We start from the raw sequence: 16,478 nt of genomic DNA, 5'->3' as shown, positions 1-16,478 counted from the left end.
GGTTGAAACATGTATCCTTCACGGGGACGCATTCGCGTTCGAATTCTGTTGACCAGGTAAACGGCGCGCGACCGATCGGTCGCGGCGGGGACGATCAGGAGGTGGGTTGCCATGCGCAGTGAACCTCCCAGTCGAAGGCCGCGCGGCGCCGCCCCTTCGCATACCTGGTAGGTCTGCGTCGCCCGGGTGGGCGCCTCGCGGTGTGAAACTTCGTGCACTTTTCACCCCACGCTGTGCTGAGGACCTCCCATGTCGCAGATCGATCTCATCGAAGCACGCCCGGTTACGACCGAGTCCCTGCCGGACTTCGTCGCCGAGCACCGTGTCGACGCCGCCCTCGACTGGCTCGACAACCACCCGCCGCACTTCATCGCCGACCAGCTGGCCAGGATGGACGCCGTCCAGGCTGGCATGGCGTTCCGGCTGCTGGACAAGGATCTGGCGCTGGCCGTCTTCGAGGAGCTCGAGCCGGTCGACCAGCAGCAGATCCTGCAGGGCCTGCGTGATCAGAGCTTCCGTGAGCTGGTCGAGGGCATGGCCCCGGACGACCGTGCGCGCATGTTGCGCGAGGCGCCCGCCAAGGTCGCCAAGAAGGTGCTCGCCGGTCTGAGCCCGCGCGAGCGGCGGATGACCGCCGCCCTGCTCGGCTATCCCGAGGGCTCCGCGGGCCAGTACATGACGCCCGAGGTGGTCGCGTTGCCGCGCAACCTGACCGTCGCGGAGGCGCTGGCCACGGTGCGCGCCAAGGGCACGGGCGCGGAAACGGTGTACACGCTGCCCGTCGTCGACGCGGGCCGTCGGCTCACCGGCGTCGTCGAGCTGCGGGAACTGGTGCTGGCCCGACCCGACACCATGGTGTCCGAGCTGGTCGTCACCGAGCCCGCGTTCGCCCGCGCGACCGACTCCGCCGAGAAGGCCGCCCGCCTGATGCGCGAGACCAACGACATCAACCTGCCGGTGGTGGACAGCGAGGACCGCCTCGTCGGCCTGCTCACCATCGACGACGCAGTGGAGGTCATCGAGGCCGCCGACAGCGAGGACGTCGCCCGCCAGGCCGGTTCGGCGCCGTGGGAGGGCCACTACATGGCGGCGGGCGTCTTCCAGCTGGCCCGCTACCGCGCGCTGTGGCTGATGCTGCTGCTCTTCGCGGCGACGCTCACGGTGAGCGTCACCGATTTCTTCGAGGGCACCCTGGAGCAGGCCGCGCACCTCGCGCTGTTCATTCCGCTGCTGATCGGCGCGGGCGGCAACGCGGGCGCCCAGGCGGCCACCGCGTGTGTGCGCGCGCTCGCCGTCGGCGAGGTGCGGGTCTCGGACCTGTTCAAGGTGATCTGGCGCGAATGCCGGGTCGGTCTGGTGCTCGGATCCCTTTTGGCCACTGCGGGTTTGGTGATCGGCGGGCTGTTCGTCGGTCCGCGCATCGCGGTGGTGGTGGCGATCACCCTGGTGCTGATCTGCGCGTGGGCCGCCACCATAGGGGGCACCATGCCGTTGCTGGCCAAGAAGCTGCGCATCGACCCGGCGGTCGTGTCGGCGCCGATGGTGACGACACTGGTGGACGCCACCGGTCTGATCATCTACTTCACGACGGCGAAGTTGGTCCTCGGCATCTGACCCGCTATCGCTCGGGGAACAGGGCGAGCACCTGGGCCGCGACCTCGGCGGCCACCTCGTCGGACGCCGAGGTGACCTCGACGACAGGTACCCGCGGACCGTGGGCGGTGCTTCCCGAGGGCAGCTCGGGGCCGACCTGGGCGGTGAAGATCGGAATGGTGTTGTCGTACACCGAGACCGAACGACGGACGGGGCGCCCATCGATGCGCACCTCGGTGCCCTGCTCGGCGAGGTAGTCGGGGATCCGGTATTCGTAGCCGACGGTGACGACCTCGTCCCGGTAGCGGAACCGGCACGCGGTCAGGCGCGGTTCGCCGGTATCGGCGGTGCCGGACAGCCGGGCGCGCACCGCGCAGGGGTCGGCGCCGAGCAGGACGGTGCGCACGGTGTCGGGTGACGTGCCCTGGACCGGACCCGCACGCCACCTGTCCAGCACCCCGGGGGTGAGCCGCTCGGCGAGCGCGCAGGGATCGTTCGCGGTGACGCCGAGATAGATGGCCGCGCCCGCCGGAAATCGGGAGGTGGTTCCGCACGCTGTCGCCGGTCCGGTCTCGCGGTCGGGGACGACGCGCACGCTCACGTCGCCGATCGGCTTGGTCGCGCCGGTCAGTTCGGCCAGTAGCGTCGGTGACCAGTACGCGATGACGACGTCCGCCTGCTCTTCGCGCTCGACCTCGGCGGTGCAGGAGTACAGGTCGGTCGTCACCCTGCGCACCTCGCCCAGATCGGCGAGGACGTCGCGGGGAAGCAGAGCGCACACGTCGATCTGACGGGCGCCCGAGGCGACCTCCTGGCGTTGCTGTTCGGTGTGCGCGGGCTGTGACCAGAATTCCGGGGGATGCGCGGGTTGGACGGTGGCGGCTTCCTCGCTCGAACCGCCGCAGCCCGCCGCGACGAGCAGCGCGGCGGCGGTCAGGACGAGTATGCGGTGCATCGGATCCTCCGTCCGCGATGGCCGTGCCCGATCGAGTGCTCGCCTATCGAGTCTGCCGTTCGAGCAATCCCCGCGCAAACATCACCGTCGTCACCGGGATCAGGCGGCCGCCTGACCCGTCACCTTCTGGGCGACCTCGTCGGTGTCCGCGCGGATGTCGGCGCCGGGATCCACCGTCGCCGGTTCAGGAGAAGAGCGAAAGCGCTTGCCGCACGACTTCTTTCGCGACATCGTCGGATTCGGCATGGACGCTGACGATCGGCACGGACGGGCCGAACGTCTCCGACGGCTCGGCCTGCGGCAGGTCGGGGCCGACCGGCGCGTTGTATGTGCGGATCGGGTCGTTGTCGCCGGACGGGTTGGACCGGTAGACGTCGTGACCGTCGATCGTGACAGCCGTGGCGGCGGCGGTGAGCACACGCCGGTATCTGTTCTCGTAGGTCAGGATCACCTCCTCGTCCCGGTAGGTGAAACCGCAGCCGTTCAGCGTTCGTTTGACGCCGAACTCGACGGTGCCGGTCAACTTGCCGCGCACCGCGCATGGGTCGGCGCCGTGCAGGACGGTGGGCGCGGTGTCGGGCGAGGTGCCTTGCTGCGGCCCCGAGCGCCACCGGTCGAGCATCCCCGGGACCAAGCCTTCGATCGTCGCGCACAGATCGGTCGACGTTTTTGTCTCGATGTCGAGATACACGCCGACGCCCGCCGGGAACCTGGCGGTCACGCTGCACCGCCGCTCCGAAGCGACGGTCCAGGTCGTGATGTCGCCGAGCTGACGCACCGTGCCGCGGTCCTGCGGAAACTGATCCGGCAGCGCGTTCGTCGACCACTTCAGCTTGGTGCCCTCGAGGTAGCCCGCAGGGCCCAGCGATGCCTTGCACGAGGTCGGCTGATCGTTCTCCACGGCGCGCACCGCGCCGAATTCGGTGAGTTGGCCGAGCGTCTCGCGCGGAAGCAGCGCGCACACATCGATCCGGCGGGTGTGCCGCAGCACCTCGTCACGCTGCTGGTCGTTCTCCGGGACCTTGGACCAGAAACCCGCTGCCACAACGGATTCCGTGGCCGACGCCGAGTTCGTCGCCGGTTCGGACTGACATCCGGCGGCGGTCAGGGCGATCACGCCCACCAGTAGTAGTCGACGCAGCATCGAGTCCCCCTTCATCGCAACGGATCCGAGATGGCTCGAACTCCCGCGAACCATCGCCGCCGAGTCTGCCCGTAGTGCCGCTGTCTCGCAAAACGGGGATTGCATTGGCCGGGAGCGAGATGCGTACATTCCCCAGGCCAGGGCGGATCGTCGTCCTCGAGGGTTCTCCAGGCTGGGTGAAGACAGCCCCCGCGTGTCAGGCGGCGGGGAACAGCGCGGTCGCCCGGCGCAGGACCTCTTCCACCACGGCCCCGTCGTGGCCGTACACGTTCACGACCGGGAGCTTTGGTCCCAGGAAGGACTCGGGTTGGGCCGATGGCACTACCGGTCCCACTATCGCGTTGTACGAATGGAGCTCGGTGGCGTCCGGATCGCCGTATCCGAGATGCCCATTGATGGTGAAGATCGGTTCGCCCTTGACGACCAGCGCTTCCTTGTCATAGGTGTACTGAACCTCGATGTCGTCGCCGCGGTATGGGAAGGAGCACTTCCACTCGCGCTGGTCCGCTACCGCCAGAGGGACGCCGAGTTCGTTCGCGACCGCGCAGGGATCGCGGCCGAGCAGGGCGGTCAGCGGTGTATCCGGCGAGGTGCCGTGCGCGGGTTCCTTGTCGAGCTGGGCGAGGATGGTCGGTATTACGGCTTCGGCGACCGGGCACGGTTCCGTGCCGAGGGGGGTCGTGACGAAGATCATCACGGCCGCGGTCGAGGGGAAGCTCGCGCTCGCGGTGCAATTGCGCTGGACCAGCTGGTCCTGGAGGTCGGGATTGGCGTCGAGATCGCTCAACGTGCCGACCGTGACAGCGCCGATCGTCGTCGTGCGACCGGGTTCCGACTGTTTGATGCCGTTCGGTGCGACCAACAGCGACCAGCTCAGCTCGGTTCCTTTCCCGGCTTCGGTCGACCCCATCCGCGCTTCGCACCAATCGGGCCTGCGGACATCCACCCAGCGCACGGTATCGATCTTCGCCAGTTCACTGCGTGGGATGAGCGCGCACGGGTCGATCGCGCGAATCTTGCGCAGCAGTTCCCAACGCTGTTCGTCGGTCTGCGGGGCGGTGGACCAGTATCCGCTGGAACCGGTGGGTGTGGGTGGCAGGTCGTCTTGACAGGACGTGACACCCAGCAGGACAACAGCGGCTGCGGCGATCATCGCGAATCTGCGTAGCACAGTGACCCCCCTTGTGCGGCGCGCCGAGTGCGCGCGTTCCTGGGCAGCAGTCTGCCCGCTCGTCGGCGCGCGTCGCAAACAGCCGCGGCGTGGCGCCGGTGAGTGGTCGGGTATTCCGTCGGTCGATGCACGTTCGACTGCCGTCGCCGCTGACCCGAGGCGGCCGCTCACGCCGCGGGGAAGTACGAGGCTACCTGGCGCACAACCTCTTCCACTGTGGCAGCGTCCTTGCCCAGGACGGTGACGACCGGAAAGCGAGGTCCCATGAAGGCGGGCTCGGCGGTGAATATTTCCGGGCCGACGAGCGCCGTGGATGCCCGGGCCTCGTCCAGATCCTTGCGATAGACGCGACGCCCGTTCACGATGAGCGGCTCGCCCTCGGCGAAGAGCTTCTCCTGGTCGTAGGTGTATTCGACCAGGACGGTGTCGCCACGGTAGGTGAAGATGCACTTCCATACTTGCTGCGCCTCGATGGACGGCGTGGCGCCGAGACCGCGCGCCACCCGGCACGGATCGGTGCCGTGCAGAACGGTCTTCGGGGTATCGGGTGAGGTGCCCTGCCCGGGGGAACGGTTCAGATTGGCCAGCAGCGCGGGCACCACCTCCTCGACGACGGAGCAGGGTTCGGTGCCCAGGGGGGTAGTGACGAAAAGCATGACCGCTGCGGTCGAGGGCAAGGTGACCGTGGCGGTGCATTTCCGCTCGACGAGTTCGTCCTTCTTGCTGGGATCGGCATCGACGTCGGCGAGCATGGTGACCTTTGCTGCGCCCACGGTGGTCGCCCGGGCGCCCTCTCCGATGTGGAGTCCGTTGGGTGCGAACAACAGCGACCAGTCGATCTTGGTGCGTCCGGTCGCTTCCATGACGGTGCTGCACCATTCCGGCCTGCGCGCCTCGACCCGCACCACCGACCCGAATCGGCTCAGGTCCGCGCGGGGAATCAACGCACACGGGTCGACCGCGCGAACCCGCCGCAACACCTCCCAGCGCTGTTCGTCGGTCTCGGGCACCGTGGACCAGAACATGTCGCTTTTCGGCGAGGCAGGCATTTCCTCCAGGCATCCCGCCGATATCGCGACGAGGGCGAGGGCAACTACGGCCTGCGCGAACCTGCGCAATACAGCGAACCCCCCTTGTGCGGCGCATCGAGTGCGCGACTTCTGGTACAGCACTCTGCCCCAACTATGCGGTGCGGGCCAAACGGTCCAGGTGGCGGCGGCGGGGTTCCACCTGAGGTGTGTGGAGTCGGTGATTGGGGTGTTTCCCGGCCGTCTCGGCGGGTCGCGGGACCGATTCGGTCCCGGCAAACGGCCGCCGATGGGTGGACCACGGACCGGACGCGGGCGAGTTCTTCCGGCTAACTGCTGGCGATGGCTAACTGCTGGCGATCGATCCCCGCTGGCCGAGGACCGCTGCGGTCGCGCGCGGACGGGTACCGCAGAATGGGTGCCGCGCGCGGTGGTCCCACGGCGAAACGGTTGTCCGTGACGTGCGCCGCAGCGACACAAGGTGTTGTGCTGCATGGAGTTCTGAGCCACTAGGAGTAGTGTTCGGTGGTAGGAACTCTGTGACGGCAGCGTGCTCGGGAAAGGTGTGGAGGCAGGATGAAGCTGATCGATCGGGTAAGCGCCATCAATTGGAATCGGGTGCCCGACGAGAAGGATGCCGAGGTCTGGGACCGGCTGACCGGCAACTTCTGGCTGCCGGAGAAGGTTCCGGTGTCCAACGACATCCCCTCGTGGAACACGCTGACCGCCGACGAGAAGCAGCTGACCATGCGGGTCTTCACCGGCCTGACCCTGCTCGACACCATCCAGGGCACCGTCGGCGCGGTGAGCCTGATCCCGGACGCGCTGACCCCGCACGAGGAGGCGGTGCTCACCAACATCGCGTTCATGGAGTCGGTGCACGCGAAGAGCTACAGCTCCATCTTCTCCACGCTGTGCTCCACCAAGGAGATCGACGAGGCGTTCCGCTGGTCCGAGGAGAACCGGAACCTGCAGCGCAAGGCCGAGATCGTGCTGGCCTACTACAACGGTGAGGACCCGCTCAAGCGCAAGGTGGCCTCCACGCTGCTGGAGAGCTTCCTGTTCTACTCCGGCTTCTACCTGCCGATGCACTGGTCCTCGCGGGCCAAGCTGACCAACACCGCCGACATGATCCGCCTGATCATCCGCGACGAGGCCGTGCACGGGTACTACATCGGCTACAAGTACCAGAAGGGCCTCGAGCTGGTCTCCCAGGCCGAGCGCGACGAGCTGAAGAACTACACCTTCGAGCTGCTCTTCGAGCTCTACGACAACGAGGTCGAATACACCCAGGACCTCTACGACGAGGTCGGCCTCACCGAGGACGTCAAGAAGTTCCTGCGCTACAACGCCAACAAGGCGCTGATGAACCTCGGTTACGAGGGGCTGTTCCCGAAGGACGAGACCGACGTGAATCCGGCCATCCTCTCGGCGCTTTCGCCGAACGCGGACGAGAACCACGACTTCTTCTCCGGCTCCGGATCGTCGTACGTGATCGGCAAGGCGGTCAACACCGAGGACGAGGACTGGGAGTTCTGAGCGTCCACGCGTGAACCGGGGCCCCGCCGATGCGGGGCCCCGTCTTTATGCCGCTCAGGTTTTTCGGGTTTGCCGCTCAGCGGGTTCCGGTCTCACACGGCTCAGCGGGTTTCCCGAGCTCAGCGGCCGGGCGGCGGACCGCCGGGGCGGCCGGACGGCGGGCCGCCGGGTCTACCGAAACCCTCTTCGGGAGAGGAGTTCTCGGATCTCGCGGCGACGCCGATGGTCAGCGCGACCGTGAGGCCGGAGGCGGGTGTTCCGGTGACGGTGGCCAGCTCCGTGTCCCAGCCGTCGCCGAACACGTTGTCCGAGGCGAGCGAGACGTCGGACATGTTGCGGATGCTCTGTGCGTAACCGGAGTCCTGCGCGAAGACCGCCTCGCACGCGTCCTGGGGGAGCGCGATCTGCGAGGTGAGGCGGGCGTTGCTGCCCGCGACCGCGGTTTCCAAGGAGTCGTAGACCTCGAAGTGGATGTGCGGCCAGCGGCCCGAATAGCAGGCAGGGAAGATCGAGGTGAACGTCACCGCGCCGGTCTCGTCGGCGACTTGCACGCCGCGCAGATAGTTCTGGTCGGTGACGCCCGGGCTGTAGAGCGAGTACGCGCCGGATCGGTCGCAATGCCAGACGTAGACGGCCATGCCCGCGCCCGCGGCGCCGTTCTTCGCGAGATCGCGCAGCGAGAGCCGCAGTGTCATCGGCACGCCTTCCGCCACACCGGAATACGAGCCGAAGCTGGTGGTGATGTCGGAGCGGACCACCCCGGATTCGATGAGCACATTGGGCCCGTTGGAGCCGTCACCCGGGTACGGTCCCGCCGTCTCCTGCGGCGCCGCGCTCACCGCGCCCGTGTCGCTCGCCGCCGCGCTCGTGGTCGTGCTCGTAGCGCTCGACGTGCCGGTGGTCGTGGCCGTCGCGCAAGCGGTCGCCGCCGTCGCCGCCCCGGCGATCCCGAGAAAGGTCAGCGCTCGCCGCCGCGACATGACCCGCAGGTCGTGCGCCAGACCGAGATCGTGCTCGTGCACCCCACCATTCCTGTCCACCACATTCCTCCTCCGCTCGTTCCGCGTCGACAGCGAAGGTATGAGGCCCTGCTCGGACCCGACTGGGACATCGCTGGGAGTTCGCTGTGAGGGTGTGGACTTCGCGGTTCCGCGCGCGGTGAGTTCAGGGGAGCGGCCGTGCGATCAGTCGGTGACGTACCCGTTCAGCGTCTTCTGCAGATCGCTGAGCAGTGCGCGGGCGGCGGTGAGTCCGTCGCCGTGCCACACGCTGTCCTCGACGGCGAAGACGCGACGGTCGCTCGCGGCGCCCAGTTCCTTCCATGCGTCGCCGCGCATCACCTTCTCGCCCTGCGCTTTACCGGATTCACCGGCGAGCACGACGTAGATGATGTCGCCTTCGACCTTGGTGTCGAGGTCGCCGGTGGGAACGTCGAAGGACGCGCCGCGCTGGGCGGTGGGGCGCTGGACGCCCGCGTCCGCCAAGACCCTGCCCGCGAAACTGTCACCGCCCTGAACTTGGACGGCGTCGCCGGTGAACCGGACGACCGAGGCTTGACTCTGGTTGGCGGCGATGGCGTTTCCGATGTCGGCGGCTTCGGTGCGGTAGTTCTCCACGGCCGTGTTCGCCGCGCCGCTTCGGTCCAAACCCGCCGCGAAGGCGCTGAATTCGGCCTGCCAGCTGTTCGATGTTCCGACCAGCACGGTCGGTGCGATGGCTCGCAACGCGTCGAAAGTGGCCGCGCCCGAGGGCTGTTCGCCGATGATGACGTCGGGACGCAGTTCCGCGATCTTGGCCAGGTCGGGTGCGGCGGCGGTGCCGACGCTCGGGATCTTCAGTACGCCGGTGCCGAGGAATTCGGGCTGCGGACGTTCGCCGTCCACGGTCACCGCGCCGACGACACGCTCCCACAGGCCGAGGGCGCAGGTGGCGTCCAGCGCGGAGGTGGTCAGCACGACGATGCGCTGCGGATCGGCGGGCACCTCCGAGACCCCGGCGGCGTGCGTGACGCTGCGGGTGCCCGAGGCCTGATCGGGCGCGCTGGGCAGGGCGCAGGCCTTGGTCGTGTCGCGCTCCAGGCCGACGACGCCCGCGCCCGCGATGTTGGTGGTGGTGCGGATGATCGAACTCGCGTCGTCGGTCTGGTTACCGCAGCCGACCAGCACCGCGGCGCAGACGGCCGCGACGGCGACAGTGCCGTTACGGATGACGACAGCGCCGTAACGGGCGGCGACAACGCGATTTCGGGTGCGTACGAGTGCGCTCACCGGCATGCCGGAGAGGGTACAGGCGTCCGGCGGCGCCACCGAGGCGCGGGGCGGCCCGCGCCTCGGCGAGCGAGCTCTCAGGCGACGTCACCGCCGAGGTTGAAGATCGCGCCGGTCGGATCGGCGACGGTGGCCATCCGCCCGTACGGGGAGTCCTGCGCGGCCGAGACGACCTTGCCGCCGAGCGCGACGACCTGGGCGACCGCCTTGTCCACGTCGTCGGCGCCGAAGTACACGGTCCATCCCGCGGGCGCGCCGGGCGGCAGGAAGTCCGAGGCGTCCATCACGCCGCCGAGCATCGGACTGGTCGAGTGGATGGTGGTGTAGCGGAACTCCGGTGCGCCGGGCATCTCGAAGGTGTCGGACCAGCCGAACACCTCGCGGTAGAACGCCAGCGAGTTCTCGTAGGAGCGGGTGTGCAGCTCGAACCAGGACGGTGCGCCCGCATGGTCGCGCCACTTGCCGCCCTCGACGATGGCCGCGGTCTCGAATCCGCCGAACGAACCCGCCTGCCAGACGCCGACGCCCGCGCCGCCCGGATCACCGAGCACCGCCATCGCGCCGAGATCGCCGACGTCCATCGGCTCGACGATCACGGACCCGCCGTGCGCGCTCGCGGCCTCGGCGGCGGCCCTGGCGTCCGGCGCCGACAGATAGACGGTCCACCGATCCGGTCCGGTGTCGCCGTCGTCGTCCGTCCGGCCCATCCCGCCCGCGACGGCCTTGCCGTCCTTGCGGAAGGTCAGGTAGCCGCCGAATTCCGCGTCGGCGCGGTCGACGGTCCAGCCGAACAGGTCGCCGTAGAAGGCGATGCTGCGCTCGGGATCGGCAGTGTAGAGGTCGACCCAGACAGGGTCGCCCGGCTTCGGGGTGGTCATCAGCGGTCTCCTCGCAGGTGACGAAGGGTTGTCATGGATAGAGACGACCGCGGCGTCGCGAACTCATCGGCGTAGGCCGTGGGACATCCCGCGGACGACCCGCGAACAACGAAATACGACGCAGAGTAGGACCCGTGCTGTCGGCCGTGACGGCACCGTTTACGATCTCAGGAGCGCAAGCGAACTGTCCGCTGTCTCGGGAACGGGATGAAGGCGAGCAGCGGAGCTCGCGGAGCGACCTAAAGGCATCTTCAGGAGGATCAGTGACTGCGGTAGAGCCCAGACCAGTCCCTCAGTTGGAAGCGACTCGACCGTATCCGGCTCGGACCGGACCCAAGGGTTCTTTCCTCTACAAGATGGTCACCACCACGGACCCCAAGGTGCTCGGCACCATGTACCTGGTGACGGCGATCAGCTTCTTCATGGTCGGCGGTCTGATGGCGCTGCTGATGCGTGCCGAGCTGGCGCGCCCCGGCCTGCAGTTCCTCTCGCCGGAACAGTTCAACCAGCTGTTCACCATGCACGGCACGATCATGCTGCTGTTCTACGCGACCGCGATCGTGTTCGGCTTCGCCAACATCATCCTGCCGTTGCAGATCGGCGCCCCTGACGTCGCCTTCCCGCGTCTGAACGCGTTCAGCTACTGGCTGTACCTGTTCGGCGGCTCGATGGCGACCGCGGGCTTCGTCACCCCGGGCGGCGCCGCCGACTTCGGCTGGACCGCGTACGTCCCGCTGACCGACATCCTGCACTCGCCCGGCGTCGGCACCGACCTGTGGATCCTCGGCCTCGCCGTCTCCGGCCTCGGCACCATCCTCGGCGGCGTGAACATGCTGACCACCGTGGTCTGCCTGCGCGCCCCCGGCATGACCATGTTCCGGATGCCGATCTTCACCTGGAACATCGCCGTCACCAGCGTCCTGGTGCTGCTCGCCTTCCCACTGCTCACCGCGGCGCTGTTCGGCCTGGCCTACGACCGCCACCTGGGTGGCCACATCTACGACCCGGCCACCGGCGGCATCCTGCTCTACCAGCACCTGTTCTGGTTCTTCGGCCATCCCGAGGTGTACATCATCGCGCTGCCGTTCTTCGGCATCGTCTCGGAGATCTTCCCGGTCTTCAGCCGCAAGCCGATCTTCGGTTACACCACGCTGGTCTACGCGACGCTCGGCATCGCCGCGCTGTCCATCGCGGTGTGGGCGCACCACATGTACGCGACCGGCGCCGTGCTGCTGCCGTACTTCTCCTTCATGACCTTCCTCATCGCGGTGCCCACCGGCGTGAAGTTCTTCAACTGGATCGGCACCATGTGGCGCGGTCAGCTGACCTTCGAATCGCCGATGCTGTGGTCGCTCGGCTTCCTCGTGACCTTCCTCTTCGGTGGTCTCTCGGGTGTCATCCTGGCCTCGCCGCCCATGGACTTCCACGTGTCCGACACCTACTTCGTGGTCGCGCACTTCCACTACGTGCTCTTCGGCACCATCGTGTTCGCCACCTTCGCGGGCATCTACTTCTGGTTCCCGAAGATGACCGGCCGCATGGTGGACGAGCGCCTGGCCAAGTGGCACTTCTGGGCGACCTTCGTCGGCTTCCACACCACCTTCCTCGTGCAGCACTGGCTCGGTAACGAGGGCATGCCGCGTCGTTACGCCGACTACCTGCCGACAGACGGTTTCACCACGCTGAACACCATCTCGACCATCGGCGCGTTCGTCCTCGGCGCCTCGATGCTGCCGTTCATCTGGAACATCTTCAAGAGCTACCGCTACGGCGAGGTCGTGACGGTGGACGACCCGTGGGGCTACGGCAATTCGCTGGAGTGGGCGACCACCTGCCCGCCGCCGCGGCACAACTTCTACGAGCTGCCGCGTATCCGTTCCGAGCGTCCCGCGTTCGAGCTGCACTACCCGCACATGGTCGAGCGCATGCGCGCCGAGGCGCACGTGGGCTGGGGCTCGGGCAAGCACGCCACCGCCGTCCACGAGGGCGAGCTGGCGAAGCACTAGTTCGCAACACAACGCGCATGCACCCGCTGGTTCCAGCGGGTGCATGTGTGTTTACCCGGTGTAGTGCGTCGACGGCTCCCGGCTGACGGGCCGTTGCGCACGCTGCCGCTGCCGCGGGGCGTCGGCGTCCAATACGGTAGAGCTCAGCGGCAATCGAACACAGACTTGGAGCACACAGACTTGGCCGACACCACCGTTCTCGTCACCGTCACCGGACCCGACCGCCCCGGTGTGACGTCCGTGCTGCTCGCGGCGATGTCGCGGCACCAGGTGAGCCTGCTGGATGTGGAGCAGGTCGTCATCCGCGGCCGACTCACCCTCGGTGTGCTGGTCACCTGTCCGAACGACCCGGAAGAGCTCCAGGAAGAGCTCGAAGAAGCGATGAACACCGTCGGCATGAGTGTCGACGTGGAGGTGGGCGCCGCCATCGGGCGTGCGCCGATGTCCACGCACGCGGTGGTCATCCTCGGCGCGCCGGTCACCGCGCGGGCGTTCAGCGCGGTGTCGCGGGAACTGGCCGTGCTCGGCGCGAACATCGACACCATCCGCGGCATCGCCGACTACCCCGTCACCGGGATGGAGCTGCTGGTCACCGCGACGGATACCGGCGCGGACACCGACTCCAGGCTGCGCACGGCGCTGGCCGAGGTCGCGGTCGCCGAGGAGGTCGACGTCGCGGTGGAGCGGGCCGGGCTGGCGCGTCGGGCCAAGCGGCTCATCGTGTTCGACGTCGACTCGACCCTGATCCAGGGCGAGGTCATCGAGATGCTCGCCGCGCACGCAGGTGTCGAGGAGCAGGTCCGTCAGGTCACCGAGGCCGCCATGCGCGGCGAGATCGACTTCGCCGAATCGCTGCGCCAGCGCGTCGCGACCCTGGAGGGGCTCGACGAATCGGTCATCGAGGAGGTCGCCGACCGGATCGAGCTGACCCCCGGCGCGCGCACCACCATCCGCACCCTGCGCCGCATCGGCTTCCGCTGCGGCGTGGTGTCCGGCGGTTTCCGCCAGGTCATCGAACCGCTCGCGCACGAACTCGAACTCGACTTCGTGCAGGCGAACACGCTCGAGATCAAGAACGGCAAGCTGACCGGCAGGGTCGTCGGCGACATCGTCGACCGCGCCGCCAAGGCGACCGCGCTGCGCAAGTTCGCCGCCGAGGCCGGGGTGCCCATGGAGCAGACCGTCGCGGTCGGTGACGGCGCCAACGACATCGACATGCTCAACGCCGCCGGCCTCGGTGTCGCGTTCAACGCCAAGCCCGCGCTGCGCGAGGTCGCCGATACGGCGCTGTCGCACCCGTATCTGGACGCGGTGCTGTTCATCCTCGGCGTCACCCGGCACGAGGTGGAGGCCGCCGACGCGCGCGACGGGTTGATGCGCCGGGTGCCGCTGGTTCGGTGAGCGGGCCTGCGCCTTCGCTCCGGTCGGGTGCGGTCGGCAGGCACGTACGCTGATTGCGGATGGTGATCATTCGGCGATCGGAGAATGCGGTGCGGAAGTCCCTGGTTGTGCTGCTGTTCGGCGTCGTGCTCGCCGGGTGCGGCACCGATGATCACGAAGGGCACACGCCCGCGACGTCCACCGCGTCCGCGACCACCCAGCGTTCGGGAGATGCCATGGACGTGACCGAGGCCGACAGCGGGCAGAATCGCGAGCTGCGCACCGGGCAGCGGTTGGTCGTGACATTGCCCGCCAACCCGTCGACCGGGTACGGCTGGCGGCTCGCCGCGCTGGACCAGAACGTGCTGCGTCCCGAAGGCGAGCCGGATTACCGGCCGGATGCGGACCGGCCGATCGCGCCGGGTTCCGGCGGCACCGCGGTGTGGACGTTCGTCGGGAATGCCGCGGGTGTCACCGAGCTTGCACTGGAGTACGCGCGCCCGTGGGAGCACGGTGTCGAGCCCGCGCAGAAGTTCACGTTGAGGGTCGAGGTGGAGTGAATGAGCAGTCCGGAGAGCGGCATCGTGGACGAATTGTCCACGGGGGAAGAGGGATTCCGCATCCGGCACGCGGAACTCGCGCTCGGCTACGGCGGCGCGGGCGATCCCGACGACCCCGATCAGGTGCAGGCGATGCAGATGGTGCTGCACCTGCCCAAAGCCGATCCGCCCGCGCGCAGCGCGTTGCTCGCCGCCGCCGCGGCCTCGGCGGTCGCGCTGTGCCTGGACGAACGGGTCGGACCGGACGGCCCTTGGGCGCAGCGGTATCTCGCGTGGAAGCGCTCCCGCATCCGCAAGGTGGCGCGGCGCGCTCGCGGTGCGCAGTGGCTGGCGGCGAACGAGGTCGACGGCGTCACCGCGGAGATCGGCGGCGCGCAGGCGCGGGCCTTCGTGCCGAGCGCGGTCGGCGAGGTGGACCCGCGGATCAAGAAGCTCCAGATCGGCGGCACCGACCTCGATCACGACGACCCGGGGCCCGCCGACCCGAATCTTCCTGTGCTGTGGGTGAACTCGGCGCTCGGCATGACGCTGGGCAAGAGCGCGGCGCAGGTCGGCCACGCCAGTATGCTGCTGGCGGCCGCGCTGCGTCCCGAGGACGCCTACCGGTGGTCTCGGCGCGAATACCATTGCGCGGTGCGCGAAGCCGACCCCGCGCGATGGCAGGCGCTGAGCGGCCTGGTGCGGTCGGGCGGCGCGGTGGCCGTGCGAGACGCGGGCTTCACCGAGATCGCTCCGGGTTCGCTGACGGTGATCGCGGTGCCACCCGAGGCCTGGTGATCCGCTCGCCGGACCGGCCGCTGCCGCCGCACTCAGGTGTGGGCGGTGGGTATTTGGGTATCAGTGACGGAACAGGACCGCGCCCCCGCTGTCTCCGGAGGTTGTCATGACGACGCTGCTGTGGATTCTCGCCGGATGGGTGCTGCTTTCGTTGCCGCTGGCCCTCATCGTCGCCAGGATGTTCCGGCCGATCGGTGGGCCGCCGTCGGATCGACCGCGCCCCGCCCGAGCCAGGCGGCGCGCCTTGGTGGCTCGCGTGGCCGACCGGATGCCCGGTTCCGTGCGAGCGTTGTGGGTCGGTCGGACAAACCCGGCGCATGTGGGCCAAGATGGAGCGCGTGCCGCAACCGGATCCCGATCTGCTCATTGATTTCACCGACGTGACCGTCCGACGCTCGGGGCACACCCTCGTCGGTCCGGTCACCTGGCAGGTCGAGCTCGACGAACGCTGGGTCGTGCTCGGCCCGAACGGCGCGGGCAAGACCTCCCTGCTGCGCATGGCCGCCGCCGAAATGCACCCGACCTCGGGCATCGCCCACCTGCTCGGCGAGGTGATCGGCAAGGTCGACGTCAACGAGCTGCGGCCGCGCATCGGCCTCTCCTCGGCGGCGCTGGCCAATCGCGTGCCGCTGGACGAGAAGGTCAGCGACCTCGTGGTGTCCGCGGGGTACGCCGTGCTCGGCCGCTGGCGTGAACGCTACGACGACGTCGACACCGACCGCGCCATCGACATGCTGGAAAGCCTGGGCGCCGAACACCTTTCCGACCGCACCTACGGCACCCTGTCCGAAGGCGAGCGCAAGCGGGTGCTCATCGCCCGCGCCCTGATGCCCGACCCGGAACTGCTGCTGCTCGACGAACCGGCGGCCGGTCTCGACCTGGGCGGTCGCGAGGAACTTGTCGAGCGCCTCGGCGATCTCGCCGCGGACCCCGAGGCGCCCGCCATGGTGCTGGTCACCCACCACGTGGAGGAGATCCCGCCCGGCTTCACCCACGGCCTGCTGCTCAACGAGGGCGAGGTGGTCGCGCAGGGCCTGCTCACCGACGTGCTCACCTCGGAGAACCTCAGCGACGCCTTCCGCCAATCCATCGCCCTCGACCGCGTCGACGGCCGCTACTTCGCCCGCCGCGCCCGCCGCGCGGGAAAACACCGCTCCCGCTAGGCAGCACACGAGCGCAG

Annotated in this window: 14 protein-coding genes; 7 read left to right on the top strand and 7 right to left on the bottom strand. The window is 68.5% G+C overall.

Annotated elements, in window-relative coordinates; genetic code table 11:
- Window positions 1-249: 249 nt before the first annotated feature.
- On the top strand, window positions 250-1,614 hold the full coding sequence (gene mgtE / locus T333_RS09250) for a magnesium transporter (protein ID WP_357253320.1): 1,365 nt from the start codon (window positions 250-252) through the stop codon (window positions 1,612-1,614).
- 4 nt (window positions 1,615-1,618) lie between these two features.
- On the opposite strand, the gene T333_RS09245 is transcribed toward mgtE, so the two are convergent.
- From T333_RS09245 to T333_RS09230, 4 genes are all read right to left on the bottom strand, one after another.
- Window positions 1,619-2,548 carry a peptidase gene (locus tag T333_RS09245; protein ID WP_496424224.1) on the bottom strand — a complete coding sequence of 310 codons (930 nt, stop codon included), beginning with the start codon at window positions 2,546-2,548 and terminating at the stop codon, window positions 1,619-1,621.
- 184 nt (window positions 2,549-2,732) lie between these two features.
- Window positions 2,733-3,707, bottom strand: a complete 975-nt coding sequence (locus T333_RS09240) for a peptidase (RefSeq protein ID WP_496424223.1) — start codon at window positions 3,705-3,707, stop codon at window positions 2,733-2,735.
- A gap of 181 nt (window positions 3,708-3,888) precedes the next feature.
- Window positions 3,889-4,845, bottom strand: a complete 957-nt coding sequence (locus tag T333_RS09235; protein ID WP_496424222.1) for a hypothetical protein — start codon at window positions 4,843-4,845, stop codon at window positions 3,889-3,891.
- A gap of 185 nt (window positions 4,846-5,030) precedes the next feature.
- Complete coding sequence (locus tag T333_RS09230; RefSeq protein ID WP_496424221.1) at window positions 5,031-5,912, bottom strand: hypothetical protein; 882 nt, start codon at window positions 5,910-5,912, stop codon at window positions 5,031-5,033.
- Between the two features lie 555 nt (window positions 5,913-6,467).
- Between T333_RS09230 and nrdF the strand changes: the two genes are divergently transcribed.
- Window positions 6,468-7,430 carry a class 1b ribonucleoside-diphosphate reductase subunit beta gene (nrdF, locus tag T333_RS09225; RefSeq protein WP_067781560.1) on the top strand — a complete coding sequence of 321 codons (963 nt, stop codon included), beginning with the start codon at window positions 6,468-6,470 and terminating at the stop codon, window positions 7,428-7,430.
- A 119-nt stretch (window positions 7,431-7,549) separates the two neighbouring features.
- Here the strand turns inward: nrdF and T333_RS09220 are convergent, their stop codons facing one another.
- The 3 genes from T333_RS09220 to T333_RS09210 all read right to left on the bottom strand — a co-directional run bounded on the left by T333_RS09220 (window position 7,550) and on the right by T333_RS09210 (window position 10,575).
- A complete protein-coding gene (locus T333_RS09220; protein WP_496424754.1) occupies window positions 7,550-8,410 on the bottom strand; it encodes a dioxygenase family protein in 861 nt (286 codons plus the stop codon).
- Between the two features lie 204 nt (window positions 8,411-8,614).
- Window positions 8,615-9,703 carry an ABC transporter substrate-binding protein gene (locus T333_RS09215; RefSeq protein ID WP_496424220.1) on the bottom strand — a complete coding sequence of 363 codons (1,089 nt, stop codon included), beginning with the start codon at window positions 9,701-9,703 and terminating at the stop codon, window positions 8,615-8,617.
- A 71-nt stretch (window positions 9,704-9,774) separates the two neighbouring features.
- Window positions 9,775-10,575, bottom strand: a complete 801-nt coding sequence (locus tag T333_RS09210; RefSeq protein ID WP_354999160.1) for a VOC family protein — start codon at window positions 10,573-10,575, stop codon at window positions 9,775-9,777.
- Window positions 10,576-10,838: 263 nt separating this feature from the next.
- On the opposite strand from T333_RS09210, the gene ctaD reads away from it, so the two are divergent.
- From ctaD to T333_RS09185, 5 genes are all read left to right on the top strand, one after another.
- Window positions 10,839-12,581, top strand: a complete 1,743-nt coding sequence (gene ctaD / locus T333_RS09205; RefSeq protein WP_354999161.1) for an aa3-type cytochrome oxidase subunit I — start codon at window positions 10,839-10,841, stop codon at window positions 12,579-12,581.
- A 180-nt stretch (window positions 12,582-12,761) separates the two neighbouring features.
- A complete protein-coding gene (serB, locus tag T333_RS09200) occupies window positions 12,762-13,982 on the top strand; it encodes a phosphoserine phosphatase SerB (protein WP_354999826.1) in 1,221 nt (406 codons plus the stop codon).
- An 89-nt stretch (window positions 13,983-14,071) separates the two neighbouring features.
- Window positions 14,072-14,521, top strand: coding sequence for a protease inhibitor I42 family protein (locus T333_RS09195; protein WP_354999162.1), 450 nt, complete (start codon window positions 14,072-14,074; stop codon window positions 14,519-14,521).
- Entirely contained in the window at window positions 14,522-15,298 is a 777-nt protein-coding gene (locus T333_RS09190) for an aminoacyl-tRNA hydrolase (RefSeq protein ID WP_496424219.1), read from the top strand. It begins immediately after the preceding gene.
- Window positions 15,299-15,627: 329 nt separating this feature from the next.
- Window positions 15,628-16,461, top strand: coding sequence for an ABC transporter ATP-binding protein (locus T333_RS09185; protein ID WP_357253484.1), 834 nt, complete (start codon window positions 15,628-15,630; stop codon window positions 16,459-16,461).
- Window positions 16,462-16,478: the final 17 nt, after the last annotated feature.

The organism is Nocardia sp. CNS-044 (assembly GCF_059570515.1).
The sequence above is the reverse complement of the archived record's forward strand: the minus strand, read 5'-3'. Positions and strand labels throughout refer to the sequence as shown.